General features: G+C 74.3%; 14 protein-coding genes. 8 read left to right on the top strand and 6 right to left on the bottom strand.

Annotated elements, in window-relative coordinates:
* Window positions 1-110: 110 nt before the first annotated feature.
* Entirely contained in the window at window positions 111-1,004 is an 894-nt protein-coding gene (locus ACIQZO_RS27340; RefSeq protein WP_403630993.1) for an oxidoreductase, read from the top strand.
* A gap of 199 nt (window positions 1,005-1,203) precedes the next feature.
* On the opposite strand, the gene ACIQZO_RS27335 is transcribed toward ACIQZO_RS27340, so the two are convergent.
* Both ACIQZO_RS27335 and ACIQZO_RS27330 read right to left on the bottom strand, forming a co-directional pair.
* The gene (locus ACIQZO_RS27335; RefSeq protein WP_403630990.1) at window positions 1,204-1,806 is read right to left on the bottom strand and encodes a TetR/AcrR family transcriptional regulator; all 603 of its coding nucleotides are present in this window, start codon (window positions 1,804-1,806) and stop codon (window positions 1,204-1,206) included.
* Between the two features lie 133 nt (window positions 1,807-1,939).
* Window positions 1,940-2,917: a trypsin-like serine peptidase gene (locus tag ACIQZO_RS27330; protein WP_403630987.1), complete on the bottom strand. Its 978-nt coding sequence runs from the start codon at window positions 2,915-2,917 to the stop codon at window positions 1,940-1,942.
* Window positions 2,918-3,117: 200 nt separating this feature from the next.
* Here ACIQZO_RS27330 and ACIQZO_RS27325 point away from each other — a divergent pair, with 200 nt between their 5' ends.
* From ACIQZO_RS27325 to ACIQZO_RS27305, 5 genes are all read left to right on the top strand, one after another.
* Entirely contained in the window at window positions 3,118-3,273 is a 156-nt protein-coding gene (locus tag ACIQZO_RS27325) for a hypothetical protein (RefSeq protein ID WP_403630985.1), read from the top strand.
* Window positions 3,274-3,360: 87 nt separating this feature from the next.
* Window positions 3,361-4,629 carry a hypothetical protein gene (locus ACIQZO_RS27320; RefSeq protein WP_403630982.1) on the top strand — a complete coding sequence of 423 codons (1,269 nt, stop codon included), beginning with the start codon at window positions 3,361-3,363 and terminating at the stop codon, window positions 4,627-4,629.
* Window positions 4,626-6,662 (top strand): hypothetical protein, encoded by a 2,037-nt coding sequence (locus ACIQZO_RS27315; protein ID WP_403630980.1) that lies wholly within the window; start codon window positions 4,626-4,628, stop codon window positions 6,660-6,662. Before ACIQZO_RS27320 ends, ACIQZO_RS27315 begins: the two co-directional genes overlap by 4 nt.
* Window positions 6,663-6,715: 53 nt before the next feature.
* Entirely contained in the window at window positions 6,716-7,834 is a 1,119-nt protein-coding gene (locus ACIQZO_RS27310) for an AAA family ATPase (protein WP_403630977.1), read from the top strand.
* Window positions 7,831-11,409, top strand: coding sequence for an SAV_2336 N-terminal domain-related protein (locus ACIQZO_RS27305; protein WP_403630974.1), 3,579 nt, complete (start codon window positions 7,831-7,833; stop codon window positions 11,407-11,409). The genes ACIQZO_RS27310 and ACIQZO_RS27305 overlap by 4 nt, the downstream gene beginning before the upstream one ends.
* A gap of 19 nt (window positions 11,410-11,428) precedes the next feature.
* Here the strand turns inward: ACIQZO_RS27305 and ACIQZO_RS27300 are convergent, their stop codons facing one another.
* The 4 genes from ACIQZO_RS27300 to ACIQZO_RS27285 form a co-directional block, all read right to left on the bottom strand.
* On the bottom strand, window positions 11,429-12,322 hold the full coding sequence (locus tag ACIQZO_RS27300; RefSeq protein WP_403630972.1) for an ion transporter: 894 nt from the start codon (window positions 12,320-12,322) through the stop codon (window positions 11,429-11,431).
* A gap of 168 nt (window positions 12,323-12,490) precedes the next feature.
* Window positions 12,491-13,261, bottom strand: a complete 771-nt coding sequence (locus tag ACIQZO_RS27295; RefSeq protein ID WP_403631009.1) for a thioesterase II family protein — start codon at window positions 13,259-13,261, stop codon at window positions 12,491-12,493.
* 63 nt (window positions 13,262-13,324) lie between these two features.
* Window positions 13,325-13,534, bottom strand: coding sequence for an acyl-CoA carboxylase subunit epsilon (locus ACIQZO_RS27290; RefSeq protein WP_403630969.1), 210 nt, complete (start codon window positions 13,532-13,534; stop codon window positions 13,325-13,327).
* Window positions 13,534-15,093, bottom strand: a complete 1,560-nt coding sequence (locus tag ACIQZO_RS27285; RefSeq protein WP_403630966.1) for an acyl-CoA carboxylase subunit beta — start codon at window positions 15,091-15,093, stop codon at window positions 13,534-13,536. The genes ACIQZO_RS27290 and ACIQZO_RS27285 overlap by 1 nt, the downstream gene beginning before the upstream one ends.
* 254 nt (window positions 15,094-15,347) lie before the next feature.
* On the opposite strand from ACIQZO_RS27285, the gene ACIQZO_RS27280 reads away from it, so the two are divergent.
* Together ACIQZO_RS27280 and ACIQZO_RS27275 are read left to right on the top strand one after the other, a co-directional pair.
* The gene (locus tag ACIQZO_RS27280; RefSeq protein ID WP_403630963.1) at window positions 15,348-17,168 is read left to right on the top strand and encodes a fatty acyl-AMP ligase; all 1,821 of its coding nucleotides are present in this window, start codon (window positions 15,348-15,350) and stop codon (window positions 17,166-17,168) included.
* A complete protein-coding gene (locus tag ACIQZO_RS27275) occupies window positions 17,162-18,919 on the top strand; it encodes an acyl-CoA dehydrogenase (protein ID WP_403630961.1) in 1,758 nt (585 codons plus the stop codon). Before ACIQZO_RS27280 ends, ACIQZO_RS27275 begins: the two co-directional genes overlap by 7 nt.
* Window positions 18,920-18,924: the final 5 nt, after the last annotated feature.

Below are 18,924 nucleotides of genomic sequence, written 5' to 3'. Positions count from 1 at the left end.
TGTCGCACGCGAGGTCTACCACCACCTCACCAGCGCATTCAGCGGAGCACCCCGGCTGTCTCCCACAGCTTGACGATCTATAGAAGCTTCAGAGCGGCCGGACGGCCGTGGTGACCGGATCCAACAGCGGTATCGGCCACATCACCGCCCGCGAGCTGGCCCGGCGCGGCGCCTCGGTCGTGCTGGCCTGCCGCAGCGCGGCCCGCGGCCGGGCCGCCGTGGTCCGGCTGCGCGCGGAGGTGCCGGGCGCCGAGGTGGAGTTCATGGAGCTGGACCTCGCCGACCTGGCTTCCGTACGGGAGTTCGCCGCGGCCTACGCACAGCGGCACACCGCCCTGGACCTGCTGATCAACAACGCCGGTGTGATGGCGCTCCCGTACGGGCGGACCGCCGACGGCTTCGAGACGCAGTTCGGGGTCAACCACCTCGGGCACTTCGCCCTGACCGGGCTGCTGCTGCCGCGCCTGCGCGCCGCAGCCCCCGGGGCCCGGATCGTCACCGTATCCAGCGGCTTCCACGCGCTGGGGCGGATCGACGTCGAGGGTGGCGGCATCGACGCGCTCGGCGCCGAGCACGGCTACCGGCGCTGGATCGCCTACGGCCGCTCCAAGACCGCCAACCTGCTCTTCACCCACGAGCTGGCCCGGCGCTTCACGGCCGCCGGCTCCCCGATCACCGCCGCCGCGGCCCACCCCGGCTACGCCTCCAGCAACCTCCACTCCGGGGCGTCGAAGCTGGAGGGCCCCACCTTCAACTCGCGGGTGGCGGCCTTCGGCAACACGGTGCTCGCCCAGCCCACCTCCTCGGGCGCGCTGCCCACCCTCTACGCGGCCACCGCCCCCGGGGTCCGGCAGGACGCGTTCATCGGTCCGCGGTTCGGCTGGCGCGGGGCGCCCGCGGCGTCCTGGCGGGCCGGGTGGACCCTCGACGACCGCTGTGGCGAGCTGCTGTGGGCCGCCTCGGAGAAGCTGACCGGGGTCTCGTACGCGGCCCTGCCGCGCTGATCGGGCCGCAGGGGTCGCGGGGCCGCGGAACCGCGGGGGTGGCCGGAGCCGAGGGGGTCGTCCCGGGAGCGCCCCGACATGAGTCCGTCCGCCCCCGGGTTGCCTCCGGGCGCCCCGGCTCGGGCCTGCCCCCGAAGTCCCCGCCGCAGCAGACTCGGCGGCATGGACGACGACGAGCCGGACAACCACCCAGATCGGGTCAGGCGGGATCGGGGCGCAGGGAACGCCAGATGTGGTCGGGGAGGTAGCGGGCGGCCTCGGTGAGGTCGATCTCGTAGGTGCTGGACAGCCAGCGCCGGGCCGCCTCGGCCAGCGGGCCCATGACCAGCACCTCGATGACGGGAGCCGGGAGCAGGGCGATCTCGCCGCGCTCCATGCGCACCGCCAGCCACCGCACGATGGCCGCGAACTTGTCCGCCTTGGCCGCGCCGATCTCCTTCGCGTGGGCCGCGAGGTAGCCGGAGTAGGCGGACGCGTGCAGGAACAGCGCGACGTCCCGGTGCTCCTGGGTGAACGCCAGATAGGACGTGACCCAAGCACGCACTCCGGTACGGGCCGTACGGCACCGGGTGAGGGCGGCGACCATCTCGTCGCACAGCTCGTCCGTGCACCGGATGTAGAGGGCGGCGGCCAGGCCGTCGAAGCTGCCGAAGTGGTGGTAGAGGCTGCCGAGGCTGACCCCGCTGGCCGAGACGACCGCGTTCACGGTGAAGCCCTGCTGTCCGGACTCGGCGAACACCCGCAGGGCGGTGGTCAGGAGGAGGTCGACGGTGGCCTCGCCACGCTGTTGCTTTGGAGACATGGTGCGGTCCCGTCGGTCTGCGTCCTGCTGCGCCCGAAAACTGTGCCGACGAGCCTAGCAACCGGGCGAAACCGGAGGACCTTTTCGGAGATCCCCCGTGCGGCCAACCGGTGGGTCGGGACCGGGCGGTGGCTCAGGACGAGGCGGTGGAGCGCTCGTACAGGGCGCGCACGCCGTCGCCGAAGCGGACGCAGTACGAGGTCTCGTCGTCGCCGCCCCCGTCACGGCCGCCGATCACCCCGATCAGGGTGCTGCGGCCGGTCGTCACCGGGCCGCCGCTGGTGCCGTTGGGTACGTCCGCGCAGTCGAGGCGCACCTGTGTCGGCCCGGCCGGGACGGCGGTGTTCCGGCACTCCAGGGGCTGCTCGGCGTAGTTCGGGTAGCCCAGGAGCCGTGCGGGCGCGGGCAGTTCCACCCCGAGGCCCATGGTCATGGCCCCCGTGACGTCCTCCAGCCGCTGGCCCGGGTAGCCGGGCCGGCGCAGCCGGAGGAACGCGACGTCGTGGTCGGGGTCCTGGTCCTGCGCCCAGTGCGGGTCCACGTCGATGCGGGTGGGCACCCAGATGCCGTACGGAGCCACGCCGTCCCGGTAGCCGGGGGCGAAGGCGAGGTTGGTGCGGAAACCGCCGCCGTACACGCAGTGCGCGGCGGTGGCGATCAGGTCGCCGCCGGGGGAGTGGACCACGACGGCCGAGCAGTGGTGGTCGGGGTCGCCGTCCCTTCCGGGGGAGAAGAGCGCGCCGACGGCGGGCTCGGCCGGGGCGGGCCGGGCCTCCAGGGGGTCGGAGGGCTGCCACCCGGCGTACCGCCAGTCCACGGCGCCGCCGCCTTCGGTGAAGGCCTTGCCGTCCGTCGGCGGCTCCGCAACCTCCACGGCGATCCCGTCCAGTACGGCGGCCGCCGTCCTGTCGGCGCGCTCGGGGTCCTGCTGGTAGACCCCCTGGGCCGGATCGCCGTCCGCGCGGTTGGCGGCGATGCCGCGCAGCTCCCAGGCGAGGTACCCGACGCCCGCGAGGAGCACGGTGCACAGGACGCCGACGACCGCGGGGCCCCGCGCCGGAACCCGGCTCCGTCTGCGCTCCCGGTTCCGCCCGTCAACCCTGCCGACCATGTGGTGCTCCCGCCCCCGGACACTCTTTGCCGCTTCCTTCGATGGGGGAGCGGCGGTCCTGGTTCCACGGAGGGGGCGTGTCCGTTCTCACAGCCGGCCGCGCCGCCGTGTGCATGTCACTCTCCGGCCTTCCGGGCGTCATCCAACTCTCCTACGCTCCTTGCGACTTGAGCTGTACATGACTGACGGGAGCCTGAACGATGGCCCTGCGGAACCGGACGGCGGGCGCGGTGACCGCCGCAGTGGCGGCCCTGGCCCTCGCACTGTCCCTCGCAGCCGGACACCACGCCTCGGTGGTCTCCGCCGACTGGTACCCGCTGCCGCAGGTCCTGGGGACGGTGGTGCCGCGCGGCTAGGCCGAACTCGACGTTCCGTGTTCGCTGTTGCTTCCGCGGGGCTATGGTGCCGGGCGGGGGACGACTGTGCGAAGGGGCCGGGCTGCGATGCGTTTTCTCTTTGTTCACGGTACGGGGGTACGGCGCGAGCGGCACGACCGGCTGTTCGCGCAGATCCGGGAACGGCTCACGGTCAGATTCCCCGGCGCGGCCGTCGAATCCTGCTACTGGGGCGACCGGTTCGGCGCCACCCTCGGCGCGGGCGGCCGCTCCGTACCGGGCCTGCGCCCCGGCCCGCCCGACGCGCCCGACCCCGCGGACGCGGAGACCGCCGAGTGGGCGCTGCTGCTCGCCGACCCGCTGTGCGAGCTGCGGGTCCTGGCCGAGGCGGGCTGGGCGGGCGCGGACGGCGCCCGCCACGGGGACGACGCCGACCATGGGGACGACCCCTTCGCGATGCCCGGCGCGCGGTGCGCCGGGGACCAGGTGCTCGCGCTGCTGGAAGGCCTCGCGCCCGAGCCGCCGCGCACTGGGGACGAGCTCGGCGCCCTGCTGCACGGCACCGGCCTCGCCCGCGAGTTCGCCGCCGCCCTGGACACCACCACCGGCTCCGCCGAAGCGGTCCGGGCCGCGGCACGCGCCACCACCGAACCGCAGGCCCGCGAGCTGGCCACCGCCCTCGCCCGGGCCGTGACCGCCGCCGCCCTGGCCGCCGTCGGCGACGAGGCCGACTGCACCGGAGCCGAACGCGACCGACTCGTCGAACTGCTCACCAACCGGCTCGGCGGCGACGCCCGCGTGCCCGGCGCCCGCGCGGCCGCCGTCCTCGGCCGGCTCGCCCTGCGGGTCACCACCCAGCCCCTGCTCAACGCCCGGCGCGGCTCGCTCACGGTCGGAGCCACCCCCGTGCTCGGCGACATCCTGCGCTACCAGTCCCGCGGACGCGAGCTGCGGGAGTTCCTGCACGACCGGATCACCGCCGCCCCGGGGCCGACCGTACTCATCGGCCACAGCCTCGGCGGGATCGCCCTGGTGGACCTCCTCACCCTCGCCGCCGCCCGCGGCGAGGCCGTCCCGGGGGCGGAGCTGCTGGTCACCGTCGGCTCGCAGGCCCCCTTCCTCTACGAGCTCGGCGCGCTCACCGCGCTCGAACCCGGCGCGAAGCTCCCGTACGGCTTCCCGCGCTGGCTCAACGTCTACGACCGCCACGACGTGCTCGCCTACCTCGCCGGGCCCGTCTTCCCCGGCGACACCCGCGTCAGCGACCACGAGATCCGCAGCCGGCAGCCCTTCCCGGCCTGCCACAGCGCCTACTGGAAACAGGACGCCCTCTACGAGCGCATCGAACAGGCGGTGGCCGAAGCGGAGATCGGGTGAGCCCCGCCGGCTTCCTGCCCCCGGCCCTCGGCCCGCAGCGCACCTTCGCGCTCGTCGTCGGCGTGGAGCGGTACGCGATCAGCCCCCGCTGGAACCTGCGCGGGCCGGCCCGCGACGCCCTGCGCTTCGCCCAGTGGCTGACCGGTCCGGCCGAGGTACCGCCCGGCAATGTCCGGCTGCTGCTGTCCCCGCTCGACGGACGCGATGCCCTCGACTGGTCGGACTCCCCGGCCATGGCCGCCCTGCGCGGCGCCTGCCGGGAGGCGACCGAGGAGCACGTGATCGCTGCGCTGCTCGACGAACTTCCCAAGTGCGACGGCGATCTGCTGTGGATCTACTGGTCCGGCCACGGCCACCTCGGACCGCGCGGGGAGCTGATGCTCTCCTGCGCCGATGCCAGCCCCGGCCTGATCCGGCACCTCAACCTCGACTCCGCGCTGCGCTGGTGGCGCACCGACCTGGTCCGCCGGCGCAACTTCCCGCTCCAGGCCGCCCTCGTCGACTCCTGCCGGGTCGACGCACCCCGCGACACCCACTGGAACTTCGGCACCAACGACTACGGCGGCGGAAGTTCCGTCCCGGGCCGCCGGCAGTTCCAGCTCTACGCCACCAGAGAGGGCGAGATCGCCCGCAACGATCCCGAGCTCGGAGCCGGCCGGTTCACCGACGCACTGCTCGGCGAACTCGGCGGCCGGTCCCTGCGGGAGAGCGTCAGCGGGCTGCCCGGCGCCGCCCGCAGCATCCACCGGAGCTTCCAGGAGCAGCGCGAGCGCGGCCAGGGATCGCAGCTGCCGCAGTTCATCGTGGACCGCAACTGGGACGACTGCTCCTTCCTCGACGACGGGCTGTCCGGCGTCGGGCCGGCCGGTGCGGCCCGCCTCGACCAAGAGGCGTGGGACGGGCTCGGCGAGCTCTTCGAGGGCCGCGAGATGCCGCGCTGCGCCCACGAGGCCTACACCTGGGCCTTCAAGGCGGCCGGCTGCGCCACCCCGGCGCACGGCGCCCTGCCCCCGGGCGGGCTCCTGGGAGTCGTCCAGGACCTCGACGAACGCCAGGGCGGGCACGGCGGGATGCCGCCGGCGGTGCCCTTCGTACGGTTCCTCGCGGACCGGGCCGCCACGGCGGGCGACGCGAGCTGGGCGGGCCGGCTGCTGGACTGGGTCCGCGCCACCCGCGAACGCCTCGCCCTGCCGGTGCTGCCGCCGCCCCCGCAGCCGGCCCGCCCGAAGGTCCTGCACGTCCGGCTGGAGACACCGCCGGACGGCGGAGCGGGCTTCCTGGCCCGGATGTGGCTGCGGGGCGAACGAACCGAGCACATATGGGAGTCGCAGGGGCGGCCGGTCCCGCTGGACGGGGTCCGGGAGCAGCTCGTACGGCAACTCCTCGTGATCGGCGGCGCGCCGGCCGACGCGGCCGTGGACCGCGTCGAGTTCCACGTGCCGTACGAGCTGCTGGACGCCGACTTCGACCAGTGGCCGGTGCCCCGCGGCCCGGCCGGCCGGACCCGCGCGCTCGGCCTGCTCCACCAGGTGGTGGTGCGCTGCCCGGACGAGCGGGCCGGCACCGGCGCCCAGTGGTACGAGACCTGGGGCTGGCTGCACGCCCAGGGCGGCCGGCATCCCGAGGCCGTACGGGTCGTGGCGGACGAGGAGGTCACGGACCTGCTCGGGATGGAACTGGCCGCGGGACCCGAGCCCGCCTGCGTACTCGCGCACACCACGGCCGCCCCGCACGCCGGGCTGCTGGAGGCCGTGCTCGAAGGCGGGCTCCCGGTGGCCGTGTGGTGGCGCGGGGGCGGCGCACCGGCCACCGCACTCCTCGACCTGCTCGCTCCCGCCGGGCCGGACGGCCGGCCCGACCCCGGCGCACTGGACGTACTCGCCCTGCCCGCCCGCGTGCGGGAGGTGCGCCGGGCGGCCGCCGGCGCCGCCCCGGGAGCCGTGCGCGCCCACCAACCATCTTCGGGGGGCGACCAGTTGGTCCTCCTGTGGGACGATCCCGACGACATACCGGGCCTCCGGTCCCTGGCCTGAACCCGACCACCGACCACCGACGGACGGCGAAATCGAAGAGGGAGGCAGAGGCAGTGGCGAAGGACTGGTGGCTGTACCAAGGGAACGGTGAGGGCGCGGATCGACGCGCCCGCCTGGAGGCCGGATCCCCGCCACCCTGGCGGGACTTCAGCGGCGCACCCGACCCCGGGTACGCGCCCCCCGGATGCGCGGGAGCGGCCTGGGAGCGCACCGTGCGGCGCGGCGAGGGATATGTCCCCGACGAGGCGGAGAAGGACGTCGTCAACACGGCCCTGCACCTGCGCAGGCCGCTCCTGGTCACCGGGAAACCGGGCGTCGGCAAGTCCACGCTCGCCCACAGCATCGCCTCCGACCTGAACCTGGGGCCCGTACTGCACTGGCCGATCACCAGCCGGACCGTGCTGCGCGACGGGCTGTACCTGTACGACGCCATCGGGCGCCTCCAGGAGGCCGGGCTGGAGCAACTGCGCACGCCGGGCGCGCCGCCGCCCTCGGCGGCGACCGCGAGCGCCGCCGGCGCCACTGGGGCCGCCGGGACCGCGAGCGCCGCCGGGGCGCCCGTCGTAGGTACCCCCTCCGCGCCCTCGATCTCCCGCTACCTGCGCCTCGGACCGCTCGGCACCGCCCTGCTGCCGCAGGACCGTCCCCGCGTGCTGCTCGTCGACGAGATCGACAAGAGCGACATCGACCTCCCCGGCGACCTCCTCACCGTCTTCGAGGACGGCGGATTCCTGATCCCCGAACTCGCCCGCCTCGCCCAGGAGGACCCCACCGTCGCCATCGGCACCGACGACGACCCCGAAGCGGCCGTACGGATCACCCAGGGCCGCGTGCAGTGCCGCTACTTCCCCGTCGTGGTCCTCACCAGCAACGGCGAACGCGACTTCCCGCCCGCCTTCCTGCGCCGCTGCGTCCGCCTCCACCTGGAGCCGCCCGGACGGGACAAGCTCGCGCGGATCGTGCGCCGCCGGCTCGGCGTCGACATCGCCTCCGGCGAGGAGTACGGGGACCTCGTCCAGGCCTTCCTCGAACGCGGCGAGGACGGGGACCTGGCCACCGACCAGCTCCTCAACGCCATCCAGCTCCGCCTCGCCGGTGCCTGGTCCGCGCCCGCCGACCGCGAACGCTTCCTCGACACCGTCATGCAGCACCTGACCGGGCCCACGGCGTGATCGAGAAGCTGCTCACGGCCCTCGCCGACGGCGCCGACAGCAGCCTCCCGTACACCGGCCTCGGGGCGGAGGAGATCGCCGACATCCTGTGGCTGGCGGCCCGGATCGACGCGGGCCGCGGGGCCCGCCCGCCCGCGGCCCCCGGCGCGGACCCGCCGGACGAGCCGCCACCACGTCCCGAGCCCCCTTTTGACGAGGCCGCCGCTCCCGCACCCGGGCCGGGCACTCCGGCCGGACGTGAGCCCGTCCAGCTCTTCCCGGCCGCCCGGCGCGCCCCCGACGTGAAACCGGCCGAGGACGCCGCCGGGCGCCGGGGCTCACCCCTGCGACTGCCCCGGGCCGCCTCCCTCGACGACCCGCTCGCCCTGATGCGCGCCCTGCGGCCCGTGGGCCGACGCTCCATCGGCGGGCCGGGCGAGGAACTGGACGAGCAGCTCACCGTGGAACGCACCATCGAGCGGATGGTGACCACCCCGGTCCTGCGGCCCGCCGAGAGCCGCTGGCTGGACCTGGCCCTGGTCGTCGACACCCACCACTCCATGCTGCTCTGGTCGGACCACGTCGACGAGGTCCGCCGGGCCCTGACCCGCAGCGGGGTCTTCCGCGACGTCCGCACCTGGCAACTGACCGGTACCGGCCCCGGCGCCGTCCCGATGGTCACCCGGGGCCGCGGCGGCCCGCCCCGCAACCCCCTGGAACTGGCCGACCCCGCGGGCCGCCGACTGATCCTCGTCCTGTCCGACACCGTGGCGGGCGGCTGGCGGGAGGCCTCCGTGCAGGGCATGCTCCGGCACTGGTGCGCACACAACGCCGTGGCCGTCCTCAACGTCCTGCCCGAACGCCTCTGGACCCGCGGCGCCGTCCGGCCCGTCCCCTTCGCCGTCCGCGCGGAGCGGCCGGCCGCCGCCACCCGCTCCTGGGAGCGGACCCCGGTCGCCCGCAGCGGCCGCGCCGGCCGGGGCCGCGCCGCCGCGGCCGTCGTCCCGGTGGTCGGCGTCGCCTCCGGGAGCCTGGACCGGCTGGTCCGGGTCGTCTCCGGGGACGGCCGCCGGCGGCGCCTGGCCTGCCTGCGCCTGGACGCGGTGGCAGGCCGGGTGAGCACCCCGCGGGACCCCGCCCCCGGCGGCCGCAGCGCTCTGGAGGTGGTGGAGAACTTCCGGGCGAGCGCCTCCCCGACCGCCCAGCAGCTCGCCGCCCACCTGGCCGCCGTACCGCTCACCCTGCCGGTGATGACCCTGGTCCGGCGCTCCCTGCTGCGCGACTCGGAGCACGGCCACCTCGCCGAGGTCGCCCTCGGCGGGCTCTTCGAGGACTGGTCGCACCGGGCGGCCGAACAGCACGCCGAGGAGCTGGAGTTCCAGTTCCTGCCCGGCGTACGGGAGGCCCTGCTCGGCTCGCAGCTGCGCGGGGACGTGGCCGCCGTACGGGAGCTGGTCCGGGGCCGCGTCTGGGAGTTCATGTCCCGCGGCCGGCGCACCGGCCCCGAGTTCTCCGCGACCCGCGTCACCACGGGCCGCGACGGCGGCCGCCGGGTCGCCGAGGACGCCCTGCCGTTCGCCGCGCGGGCCGCGCGCGATCCGGGCCTGGCCGACCGGGTCGTCCGGGTCCGCTACGACGGGCTGCCCGAGCCGCAGGAGGTCGGCACCCTGCTGACGCCGCGGCTGGTGCTCACGGTCGGGGACGCGCAGCTGCCCCCCGGGGCGGTGGCCTGGGTGCGGCCCGGCGACCGGGAGATCCCCTGCCGCAGGGTGTGGTCGGACGACGTGGCACCCCGGATGATGCTGCTCGAGGCCGACGAGGACCTGGTGGATCCGGCGGTCTGCGCGCAGCCGCTGCCCTGGCTGACGACGGCGGACCACCACCACGTGGACCACCTGCTGATCGACGGCCGCACCGACCAGGGGGACCCGCTCGCGCTGACGGGCGAGGCGGCCCCGCACGACGGCGGCCGCAACGGCGAACTCGTCCGGCTCTCCGGGGAGCCGGAGGGCTGGACGCACTTCCGCGGCGGCCCGGTCTCCGTGGACGGCGCGCTGGTCGGCGTCGTCCACACGGTCTGGCGCAACCGCATGGTGTTCCTGCTGGCCGACGCCCTGCTGGAACAACCCGGATTCCGCGCGGCGCTGGAGGGTTCCGGGCGGGCCCGGGACACGGGCACCGGAGTGTGCCTGGCGGTACGGCCCGGCGACGACGGCATGGTCCCGATCGGGAGTTCCCCGCTCACGGAGACCAGGGACATGCTGGTCGAGCTCATGACGCGCACCGGCGTCGGCGGGCGGCTGACCGGGGGCGAGGGGCGCGCGCCGCTCCTGCTCGCGCTGGACGCGCCCGGCGCCCACGCCAGGGCGGGCAGGCTGTTGTCCGGGCTGCCCGGGGCCATGAACGCGTACGGCCACCGGCGGATGGAAGGGATGCACCCCTCCCTCGCCGTGGCCGTCGGTGCCGGGACGGCGGAGGCGGGCGGGCTGGTGCGGCATCCGGCGATCGCGGACCTGCTGCGGGGGACGGCCTCCTCGGGGTCTCTCGTCCTCGCCGTCTCCCACCGGCTGCACGAGGACCTGGGGGACCTGTTCGGCTTCCCGGCCCGCATCTCCCTCCAGAGGGTGGGCGCCGAGGAGGAGGGCTGGGTGTGCACCGCCGATCATGCTCCCGCCGACGTCCTCGGAGAGGCACTGGTGGACGCCGACGCGCTCCTGAACACGGCCGTCGACTGGGAGACCTGCGGACTCGAGGCCTCGGAGGCCGAGCCGTGGGTCTGCGTCGGGATCCGGCTGCCCGGGTACGAGCGGTGCCTGGCGCACCTGGGGGAGGAGGAGCAGCGGGACTGCCTGGCCGCTCTGGAGCCGGGCGCTCCGGTGGACTTCCGGGGCACGACCTTCGACCACGGCCTGCTCCGGCGGCTGCTCACGGCGCTGGAGCCGCACGGTCAGGGACGGGTCAGGGTGGGACCGGCGGCCTTCGACCGGGCCTACTTCGTGGACGACTGGAACCGGGCGGACATCGAGTTCGCCGGCCGCGCCTCCTTCGTCCGGGCCGTCTTCGCAGGCCGGGCCGGCTTCGCCGGAGCCGTCTTCGGCGGGCCGGTCCGCTTCGACGGCGCGGTGTTCCAGCACGCCGGCGACTTCGAACTGAGCCGCTTCCACCGCGCGGCCACGTTCCGCCGGACGCGCTTTCGCGGATCGGCCGGTTTCAAGGAGGCGCTCTTCATGGAGGACGTCTCCTTCGGCCGGGCGGTACTGGAGGCCTCCGCGGACCTGTACGGGGTGCAGGTGGCCGGGGCCGCGGACTTCACCCGCACCGCCTTCGGCGGCCTGGCCGGGATCAGCGCGGCCGGCTTCGCCGGGCCCGTCTCCTTCGCGTCCACGACGTGGGAGCGCGGACTGATCTGCAACAGCGCCGCGTTCGAGGGGGCGCTGGACTTCGCAGGGGCCGCCTTCCGCGGCAGGGTCCGTTTCGACGGCGTGCGCTTCGAAACGGTCCCCGCCTTCGCGCTCGGCAGGCCGGGCCGCTGGAACGTCGAGGAATGCGCGGACGGCACCTGGAACATCCGGACGATGACCGCCGAGCCGGGATGACCTGCCGCCCGGGCCGAGCTCAGGCCCCGGTGTGCGAGGCCTCCAGTCTGCGCTCCGACTGTTCCGGCCGCTCGCCCGCGGGAGGCAGGCTCGCCTCGATCTCGTCCAGGGCCCGGCGGGCCGTCGCGATCCGGGCCCGGACGTCGGGGTCGGCGTCCGCCGGGGCGCGGTTCGCCTCGTCCTCCATCTCGCGTGCCTCGTCGAGGGAGTTGAGGACGACCCCGATCAGCACGTTCACCAGGACGAAGGAGGCGAGCAGCGCGTACGAGGCGTAGTAGACGATGCTCAGCCGGGAGATCTGCAGTCCCGCGCGGACCGCGTCGGTCAGCCCGTCGAGCGTGGTCAGCAGGAAGAGCGTCAGCATGGCGCGGCCCACCGAGCCGTAGTGCCCGGGATCGGACTGCGCGAAGCAGACCCAGCCGACCATGGCGTACACGTACAGCACCAGCGCGCCCACGAACAGGAAGCTGGCGGTGCCCGGCAGGCTGCGGCCGACGGCGATCAGCAGGATGCGCAGGTGCGGCAGGAAGCGGGCGGTGCGCAGCACGCGGGCGAGCCGCAGCAGCCGCAGCAGGGTGGTGTTCTCGCGGACGAGCGGGACGAAGGCGGAGGCCACCACCGCGAGGTCGAAGAGGTTCCACGGGTCGCGGAAGAATGCTTTCGGCCGGTCGGCGCAGGCGCCCACGCGCAGCAGCATCTCCACGGTGAACAGGACCAGGCAGCAGTTCTCCGCGCCCTGCAGGACGAGCCGGTGCTCCGCGGCGAGCCCGCTGTACGTCTCCACCCCCATCAGTGCGGCGTTGAAGAGGATCGCGCAGAAGACGACCATCCCGAAGGCGGGGGCCTCCGTGGCCACCCGGCATCGGGCTGCCAGCTTCATCCGACCACGTCCGGCCGGCTTCGGGTGTGTCATCGTGCTCCTCGTGCTCGCGTCTGAGCCGCGGGCGAAACGGCGGCCCACCCTTCTAACGCCGCACTGCCGATCAGGTTTCACCACTTTCCGCCGTGAATGCGCCGTACTGCGCAGAGAACCGGCCGGGTCCGGCCACCGCGCGGCGGTGGCCGGACCCGGTGGTGCGGTTCAGGCGAGCTGCTGACGGATCAGGTCGATCACCTCGGCGCTGTGCCGGTTGAGGTAGAAGTGGCCCCCGGCGAAGCGGTGCAGGGCGAACGGGCCATCGGTGTGGTCGGCCCAGCCGGCGGCCTCCTCGGCCGTCACCGCGGGGTCTATGTCCCCGGTGAGTACGGTGATCGGGCAGGTCAGGGCGGGGCCGGGGCGGTAGCGGTAGGTCTCCGCGGCCTTGTAGTCGCCGCGGATCGCCGGGAGGACCGACCGCAGCAGCTCGTCGTCGGCCAGGACCGCCGGGTCCGTTCCGCTCAACGCCCTGATCTCGGCCAGCAGCTGATCGTCGGGTGCGAGGTGGACCAGCTGGTTCTCGCGGTGGTGCGAGGGGGCCCGCCGGCCCGAGGCGAACAGCGCCACCGGGGCGGGGTCGCCGGCCTCCTGGAGCCGCAGCGCCACCTCGAAGGCCAGGGAGGCGCCCAGGCTGTGCCCGAACAGCGCCACCGGCCGGTCGCACCAGGGCCGCAGCTGCGCGACGACCAGATCGGCGAGCTCCCGCAGATCCTCGACGCAGCGTTCGTGGCGCCGGTCCTGGCGGCCCGGGTACTGCACGGCCAGGACGTCGGCGCAGGGGGACAGGGCCCGGGACATCGGGAAGTAGTAGCTGGCCGCGCCGCCCGCGTGCGGGAAGCAGAACAGCCGCAGGGGGGCGTCCTCGGCGGGGTGGAAGCGGCGCAGCCAGTCGCCGGTCGTCGGCGCGGCGGCAGAGGCCGTCGGTGCGGAGGTCATGGTCGTCGTAGGGGTCATCGTCGGTGGTGTCCTTTCGGTGGGGGCCCGGCCCGGTCCACGGGCTCACGGGGAGGTCCAGGCGCCCGGCGGACGCCAGCCGCGCGCGGGACCCCAGTGGGCCCGGGGCGGTGGCGGGGGCGGCGGTGCGTTCTTCTCCTCGGCCTCGTGCGGGCGCCGGGCGGCGGAGAGCAGCGCGAGGAGGGCCGCGGCCAGCTCCGTGCCGTCGGGTGCGCCGCGCACGATCTTCACGGGTGGTTCGGCCGACTCGCCCATCAGAACGGCGGGTTGCCGTGCTTGCGCTCGGGCAGCGGTACGTGCTTCGCGCGCAGTACCTCCAGGGCGTCCGCCAGTACCTGCCGGGTCGCGGCGGGGTCGATGACATCGTCGACGAGGCCGCGCTCGGCCGCGTAGTAGGGGTGCATGAGCTCCTGCCGGTACTGCTTGACGCGCTGGGCGCGGGCCGCCTCCGGGTCGTCGGATGCGGCGATCTCCCGGCGGAAGACGACATTGGCCGCGCCCTCGGCGCCCATGACGGCGATCTCGTTGGTGGGCCAGGCGAACGACAGGTCCGCGCCGATCGAGCGGGAGTCCATGACGATGTAGGCCCCGCCGTAGGCCTTGCGCAGGATCACCTGCACCCGGGGCACGGTGGCCGCGCAGTACGCGTACAGCAGTTTCGCGCCGTGCCGGATGACCCCGCCGTGCTCCTGATCGCTGCCGGGCAGGAAGCCCGGGACGTCCACGAGCGTCACCAGCGGAATGCTGAAGGCGTCGCAGGTCTGTACGAACCGGGCGGCCTTCTCGGCGGCGTTGATGTCCAGCACCCCGGCGAGGGACGCCGGCTGGTTGGCGACGACCCCCACCACATGGCCGTCCAGCCGGGCCAGAGCGCAGATGATGTTGGTCGCCCAGTGGGCGTGGACCTCGAACAGGTCGCCGTCGTCGACGATCTCCTCGATCACGGCGCGCATGTCGTACGAGTGGGCCGGATCGGCCGGCACCAGGTGGGACAGCGCGCCGTTGCGCCGGTGGGCCGGGTCCGCGGTGACCGTGGCGGGCGGCATCTCCCGGTTGTTGGAGGGCAGCAGCGACAGCAGGTGCCGTACCTCCTCCAGGCACTCCTCCTCGGTGTCGTACAGGAAGGCGCTGGCGCCGGAGACCGTGGAGTGGACCTGCGCGCCCCCGAGGTCGTTGTGGCTGATCCGCTCGCCGGTCACGGCCTGCACCACGTCGGGGCCGGTGACGTACATCTGCGCGATGTCGCGCACCATGAACACGTAGTCGGTCAGCGCGGGGGAGTAGGCGGCGCCGCCCGCGCACGGCCCCAGCATCACGCTGATCTGCGGGATCACCCCGGAGGCGGCCACGTTGCGGCGGAAGATGCCGCCGTATCCGGCGAGCGCGGTGACCCCCTCCTGGATCCGGGCCCCCGCGCCGTCGCTCAGCGACACCAGCGGGGCGCCCGCGGCCAGCGCCAGGTCCATCACCTTGTGGATCTTCTGCGCGTGCGCCTCGCCGAGCGAGCCGCCGAAGATCCGGAAGTCGTGGGCGTACACGAACACCCGGCGGCCGCCGACCTTGCCCCAGCCGGTCACCACACCGTCGGTGTACGGTCTGCGGTCCTCCAGGCCGAAGCCGGTGGCCCGGTGCCGGCGCAACTGCTCGATCTCACGGAAGGTGCCCGGATCGAAGAGCAGGTCGAGGCGTTCGCGCACCGTCAGCTTGCCGCGGGCGTGCTGCGCCTCGGAGGCGCTCGGCGACGGGCCCAGCCCGGCGGACTCCTTGATCGCTCCTAGTTCGGCCACTCGGACACCGACATCGGCAACTGTCATGCTCCACCCGTCTCTTCGGCCGTCGGGGCGCGCCGATGGCGACCGCCCTGGGCAGTACCTGCCATTGAAAACGTCCGGGGAGCGCGCGGAGAACAGCGACCACCCCCTGACCGGGATAGGGGTGCGGGCCCCGCCGCGGCCCCGCCCGCCCCGGGGACGGGCGGGCGCACGCGCACCCAAGCGCCCCTTAAGGAGGCGCGCGCATGATCCGGGAATCGAGGTCCGCCACTCCACGGGCCCGCAGACCCGAGGGGATGCCGCGGATGTCAGAGTCACGCTTCGCCACCTTCACCGAACTCCTCCGGGTTCGGGCGGCCGAACTCGCCGACGAGGACGTGCACATCTTCCTGCGCGAGGCGGCCGGCGGCGTGGAGGCCGAGCACCTGACCTACGGGGAGCTGGACCGCGAGGCCAGACGCATCGCCTCCTGCCTCCAGGAGTACGCGGTGACCGGCGAGCCGGTGCTGCTCCTGTTCTCCTCCACCGCCGAATTCCTCAAGGCCTTCGCCGGCTGCCTCTACGCGGGAGCCGTCGCGGTCCCCGTACCGATGCCGGGGGAGGCAGGCCGCGACCAGCGGCTGGGCCGGACCGCCGCCGTACTGAAGGACACCGGCGCGAAGCTGGTCCTCACCGAGACGGCCGCCGCGCCCGAGGTCGCCCTCTGGCTCGCCCGCAACTCCCGTCCGGACACGGCCTGCCTGGTCACCGACACGCCCGGCATCGGCGACGCCGACGCCTGGAGGCCCGTCACCGCCCGCGCGGACGACCTCGTCTTCCTCCAGTACACCTCGGGCTCCGTATCCGAACCGCGCGGCGTCACCGTCTCGCACCACAACCTCCTGGCGAACCAGGCCGCCCTGCAGAAGGTGCTGCGCACCACCCGCGAGGACCGCTTCGGCAGCTGGCTGCCCCACTTCCACGACATGGGACTCGTGGCCCACCTGCTGCACCCGGTCTGGCTCGGCAGCCACAGCGTCCAGGTCACCCCGCTGTCCTTCGTCAAACGCCCACTGCGCTGGCTCCAGGCCATCGACGAGTACGGCGTCACCGTGGGCGGCGGCCCGAACTTCAGCTACGACCTGTGCGTACGCCGGGTCAAGGACGAGCAGATCGCCGCCCTCGACCTGTCCCGCTGGCGCCTCGCCCTCAACGGCGCCGAACCCGTACGCCCCGAGAGCCTCGACGCGTTCGCGGAGCGGTTCGCCCCGGCCGGCTTCCGAGCCGAGGCCCTCTACCCCTGCTACGGACTGGCCGAGGCGACCCTGGTCGTCTCCGGCGGGGTCCCCGGCGCCCCGCACAGCCGCAAGGACTTCGACCAGGCCGCCCTGGAGCGCGACCAGGTGCTGCGGGCCGGATCCGGGGAGCGCGCCCGGACCCTGGTCGGCTGCGGCACCCCGGTCGACGTGGACGTGCGCATCGTCGACCCGCTGACCCACTACGAACTCCCGGCCGGCGCCGTCGGCGAGATCTGGCTGCGCGGCCACAGCGTGGCCCGCGGCTACTGGCGGCGGCCCGCCGAGAGCGTCCACACCTTCCTCGCGGCCCTCAATGGCGAGGAGAGCAACTTCCTGCGCACGGGCGACCTCGGCATGCTGGAGGACGGCGAGCTGTTCGTCACCGGACGGCTCAAGGAAGTCGTCATCATCAACGGCCGCAACGTGTACCCGCAGGACATCGAATGGGCCGCCCGGACGATCAGCCCCGCACTGACCTTCGGCGCGGGCGCGGCCTTCTCCGTGGACGCCGGCGGCGAGCAGCTCGTCCTCGTGCAGGAGGTGCGCGGAGCGGGCGGCGCCGAGCTGAGGACCGTCGCGCAGCGGATACAGGCGCTGATCGGCAAGGAGTTCGAGATCCCGGCCGGCAACGTCCTGCTCGTCCGCCCCGGCACCGTACGCCGCACCAGCAGCGGCAAGGTCCAGCGCACCCTGATGCGGGGGCTCTTCCTCGACGGGGTGCTGCGCGGCGAGTACGAGGTGCTGACCCCGGACGTACGGGCGCTGGTCCGGATCGAGGACGCCCTGTTCGGCGACGACCTGCTGAGGCCGGAAGGAGCCGACGGAGGAAGACGGTGGTGACCTCGCTCCTCGGCGAGCAGCAGGTGGCGCAGCAGCGCGAACACGCCGTCCGGGCCCGCGTGGCCGAGCTGGAGGCGCGCTTCGGCGACCCCTGCGACCCGGCCAACCCGGTCGGCTACACCGCCCTGCTGGAGGCCGACCGGGCCGCCGTGCCCTTCGCCGCCGGCGAGGCGCTGCTCGACGAGTTCGCAATCACCGACGAGTACATACCGCGCGCCCTGGGCGGGCGGCTCGACGGGATGGACACCCTGGTCAGGATCATGCGCCCGGTCTTCCGCCGGGACGTGGGCCTGGCCATGGGCCACGGCATGACCACCTTCATGGCGGCCTCCGACGTGTGGACGGCCGGCACCTCCCGGCAGCGGCACTGGCTCGCCGGGCTGCTGCAGGGCGGCGGCAAGGCGGCCATCGCGCAGCACGAGACGGCCCACAGCAACGACTACGTACGCAGCCAGGTCACCGCCCGCCGCGGCGGCGAGGGCTATCTCATCAGCGGCGGCAAGCCGATGGTCAACAACCTGGAACGGGCCGGGGCACTGGTCCTGTTCTGCCGTACCGACCCCGACCCCGGCAGCCGCAGCCACTCGGTGCTCCTGCTGGAGCCCGGGCAGCTGACCGACGCACGCGCGGCGGTGACGGCGCGCCGGACCCCGGTCGGGCTGCGCGGCTGCCGGTTCGCCGGAGTGGAGTTCGACGACTGCCCGGTGCCCGCCTCCGCCCTGCTGGGCCCGGAGGGCAGCGGTATCGAGACGGCCCTGAGGTCGTTCCAGATCAGCCGGACCGTGATCGCGGCGACGGCCGTCGCCGCGCTCGACACCAGCCTGCGCACCGCCGTCCGCTTCGACCGGGAGCGTTCCGGCAGCTGGCAGGCGGGCGGCGGCCGGGACGGCGGCCGTACCGGGGCGGCCCTCACCAACGCCTTCGTCAACCTGCTCCTGTACGACGCCCTGGCCGTGGTCGCCACCAGGGCGCTGCACCTGCTGCCCGCCGAGACCAGCGTCTACTCGGCGGCGCTCAAGTACCTGCTGCCCCGGGTGCTCACCGAGACCATGTACGACCTGTCCATCGTGCTGGGTTCCGGCTTCTACACCCGCGAGGGCACCCTCGGCATCTTCCAGAAGCACGTCCGGGACGTGCCGGTGCTCAGCCTCGGCCACGCCGGAACCGTCGCCTGCCAGGCCACGGTCATCCCGCAGATGCCGCACCTGGCCCGCGGCTCCTGGTTCGTCGAGGACGAGGCGCCCGCCGGGCTGTTCCGGCTGCACGCAGACCTGCCGCCGCTGCGGACCGACCGGCTCAGCCTCGCCTGCGGACGGGACTCCCTCAGCGCGACCATGCTCGCCGTCGGCGCGAGCATCGAGGGCACCGGCCCCGTCGAGAACGCCCTGCGCAGGCTCGCCGGACAGCTCGTCGAGGAGTTCCGCGACGTACGCGCCCGGGTGCTCGCCCTGGACGCGGCCGGCGCGGCGGCCAGCGCCCGGCCCGCCCGGTTCGCCCTCATGGACCGGTACGCGCTGCTGCTGGCCGCGGCCGCCGTCCTGGGCCTGTGGGACCAGGCCCGCTACGGCCCCGACCCCTTCCTCGCCGACCCGTCCTGGGCGGCCGCCGCACTGCACCGCATCGCCCGGCGGCTGGGCACGCGCGTCGCCGACCTGCCGGCGGAGTGCGAGACCCGGATCCGGCACGAGGTCCAGCTCCGCTTCAGCACCCAGATCAGCTACGACCTCTACTCCAGTCCCATCCCCGGCTGACCGGT

This window comes from Streptomyces sp. NPDC097617 (genome assembly GCF_044761485.1).
In the GTDB taxonomy this organism is placed as follows: Bacteria; Actinomycetota; Actinomycetes; order Streptomycetales; family Streptomycetaceae; genus Streptomyces.
The sequence above is the reverse complement of the archived record's forward strand: the minus strand, read 5'-3'. Positions and strand labels throughout refer to the sequence as shown.